Consider the following 3,158-nt stretch of genomic DNA (forward strand, 5'->3'; position numbering starts at 1 on the left):
AAAATGTCTATTTGTCTCGAGTGGGGAGCTGAGGAGGTACCATGAAAAAGTTTGGTCAGGTCATCCAGTTGAAGCCAGAACATTACGATGAATACGTAAAAGCCCATACCGAAGTGTGGCCTGAAGTGCTGGCTCAGATCGAAGCATCACATATTCAGAATTACTCCATTTTTCATCACAACGGCTTGCTCTTCGCCTACTTCGAGTATGTAGGCGAGGACTTCGAAAGTGATATGGCGGAGATGGCAGCCGATCCGACAACGCAAAAATGGTGGGCGTGGATGAAACCCATGCAGCAACCTCTGCCAGAAGCAGGTGAAGACTGGTGGCTGACAATGGAACAGGTTTTCGAACAGAAATAAGGAGAATGACATGTTGCAGGGAAAAGTTGCGTTAGTAACCGGAGCAGCATCGGGTATTGGTCTGGCTATCGCCAAAGGGTTTCATGATGCCGGAGCGCACGTTGTGCTGGTTGATGTGAATTCACAACAACTTGAAGATGCGTCGAAAGAGTTCAATACGGATAAGGTTTCTACCTTTCAGTGTGATGTGTCCAGTGAAAGTGATGTTGCCAGTGTTTGCGCTGCAATAGAAAGCCAGATAGGTCGTCTGGATGCTCTGGTTAACAACGCGGGTATTGCGTCTATCGGCTCCCTTGAAAATACCTCTCTTTCTGAACTGGAGCGAGTTTTCTCTGTTAACGTCAATGGGTTATTTCTTTTCTCAAAGCATGCGATGCCACTGCTTGAAAAAGCACAGGGTGCCATTCTCAATCTCTCTTCCATTGCCGCCAAAGTGGGCATATCTGACCGCTTTGCCTATTCCGCGTCAAAAGGCGCAGTACTCGCAATGACCTTAAGTATCGCAAGAGACTACGTGGCGAAAGGTGTTCGTTGCAACTGCCTGTGTCCGGCACGTGTACACACTCCGTTTGTTGATGGGTATCTGGAGAAACACTACCCAGACACCAAAGAGGAAATGTTTAAAACACTCAGCGAGTACCAGCCAATTGGTCGGATGGGAACCCCAAAAGAAATTGCCGATCTGACGGTGTTTTTGTGCAGTGACAAAGCGAGATTTATTACAGGATCTGCGTATGACATTGACGGCGGTGTCACTCAGTTACGCTGATTTTTATCGATTTAAATCATTTTGATAGTGAAGGAATACAACCATGAAACTTGTTCGAGTAGGAGAAGCCGGCAGCGAGAAGCCTGGCGTCGAACTGAATAGCGGAAAACGCATCGACGTCAGTGCGTTTGGTGAGGATTATACTGAATCTTTCTTTGGTTCAGACGGACCAAAACGCCTCAGTGAGTGGCTTGATGAACATCAGGGAAATTGCCCAGAGTTTGGCGAGAACGAACGCTACGGAGCCCCAATCTGCCGACCTTCGAAAATCATTTGTGTCGGGTTGAATTATAAAAAGCACGCCGAAGAATCTGGGATGCCTATCCCGGGGCAGCCGGTTTTATTTATGAAAGCCACCAGTTCTTTATGTGGTCCGAACGATCCCATCATCATCCCTAAAAACAGCCAGAAAACCGACTGGGAAGTTGAGCTGGCGATTGTTATCGGTAAGCGTGCAAGTTATGTGTCGGAAGAAGATGCGTTAGAGCACGTCGCCGGTTACGCGCTTCACAATGACTATTCAGAACGAGAATTCCAGCTTGAGCAAGAAGGTCAGTGGGTGAAAGGAAAAAGCTGCGACTCATTTGCGCCGCTTGGTCCTTATGTTGTGACCACAGACGAATGCTCGGATGCGCAAAACCTAAGGCTCTGGCTGTCACTAAATGGTGAAATGCTGCAAGACAGCAACACCAGCGACATGATTTTCTCCATTGCTAAACAGGTGAGTTACATCAGTCAGTATATGACCTTACTTCCCGGAGATGTGATTTCCACAGGCACGCCTTTTGGTGTGGGGCTGGGCTTTAACCCTCCTCGCTACCTGAAAGAGGACGATATTGTCGAACTTGGAATCGATGGGCTTGGCACTTCAAGTCAGACTGCGATTACCTACGAGAATTCGCAAAACTAAGTGAAACACTTTTAAAAAACATGGAGCAAAGGACGCACCACCATGGCAACCATTGAGAAAGCAGAGCTGTATTGGGTAGATCTAGAACCAGAGGTTAAGCGCACCGACGCCATTCAGTCATTTGTGTGTCAGGAAACTCCTATGGTTAAAATTACAGATAGTGACGGCGTAACGGGGGTGGGGTATACCTATACCATCGGTACAGGCGGGTCGTCAGTCGTCGCTTTGCTTCACGATCACCTTCTTCCTCAACTTATTGGCAAAGATCCAGACTGCATTGAGCAAATCTGGCGTGATCTCTATTTCCATAGTCACGCAACGTCAGTAGGGGCAATAACTTCTCTGGCATTGGCTGCAATAGATACGGCTCTTTGGGACAGAAAGTCCATCAAAGCACAGCTTCCACTTTGGAAAGTCGCTGGTGGAGCCAAACCCGAAATCCCGCTCTACACCACCGAAGGTGGCTGGCTGCATCTCACGCCAGAACAGCTTGCAGAAGATGCGATTGAAGTGCAGAAACAGGGCTTTGGTGGCTCAAAGGTTAAGGTGGGTTCCCCCTCTCTGGCAGAAGACATTCGCAGGCTAGAACACGTGAGAAAACAGGTTGGGGATGACTACCACATCATGGTCGATGCCAATCAAAGCTTTAGCCGAGACGAGGCAATAAAACGCGGTCGGGCATTTGCCGATTTGGGTATTAGCTGGCTCGAAGAACCCATGCCAGCAGAAGACATTTCAGGTCATGCGCAGCTTTGTGCAACGGCCGGTCTGCCAATTGCGGTGGGAGAATCCATGTATGGAACCCGAGGATTCAGAGAGTATCTGGAACAAGGGGCGTGTCATATTGTACAGGTCGATGTGGCAAGAATTGGCGGTATTACCCCTTGGCTGAAGGTCGCGCATTTAGCAGAAACTTACAATGTTTCAGTTTGCCCGCACTTTTTAATGGAATTGCACGTATCACTCTGTTGTGCGGTTCCGAACAGTCGCTGGTTGGAGTTCATTCCTCAGCTAGGTTCTATTTCCAGCAGCAGGCTCAACATTATTGATGGGAAGGCACAGGCACCAACCGATATCGGCTTGGGTATTGCTTGGGACTGGGACAAAATTCAATCGG

The 3,158-nt window shown here is 48.4% G+C and carries 4 protein-coding genes; all 4 read left to right on the forward strand.

Going from position 1 to position 3,158, the window contains the following annotated elements:
* Window positions 1–41 precede the first annotated feature (41 nt).
* Window positions 42–362 carry an L-rhamnose mutarotase gene (locus tag RH89_RS13915; RefSeq protein ID WP_004402972.1) on the forward strand — a complete coding sequence of 107 codons (321 nt, stop codon included), beginning with the start codon at window positions 42–44 and terminating at the stop codon, window positions 360–362.
* A gap of 10 nt (window positions 363–372) precedes the next feature.
* Window positions 373–1,131 carry an SDR family NAD(P)-dependent oxidoreductase gene (locus tag RH89_RS13920; protein WP_004402973.1) on the forward strand — a complete coding sequence of 253 codons (759 nt, stop codon included), beginning with the start codon at window positions 373–375 and terminating at the stop codon, window positions 1,129–1,131.
* Window positions 1,132–1,174: 43 nt separating this feature from the next.
* Window positions 1,175–2,041: a fumarylacetoacetate hydrolase family protein gene (locus tag RH89_RS13925; RefSeq protein ID WP_004402977.1), complete on the forward strand. Its 867-nt coding sequence runs from the start codon at window positions 1,175–1,177 to the stop codon at window positions 2,039–2,041.
* A gap of 42 nt (window positions 2,042–2,083) precedes the next feature.
* Window positions 2,084–3,158, forward strand: a 1,075-nt coding sequence (locus RH89_RS13930; protein ID WP_004402978.1) for a mandelate racemase/muconate lactonizing enzyme family protein, incomplete at its 3' end; no start/stop codon positions are given.

Origin of the sequence: Vibrio nigripulchritudo ATCC 27043 (genome assembly GCF_000222685.1) — a bacterium.
GTDB lineage: Bacteria > Pseudomonadota > Gammaproteobacteria > Enterobacterales > Vibrionaceae > Vibrio > Vibrio nigripulchritudo.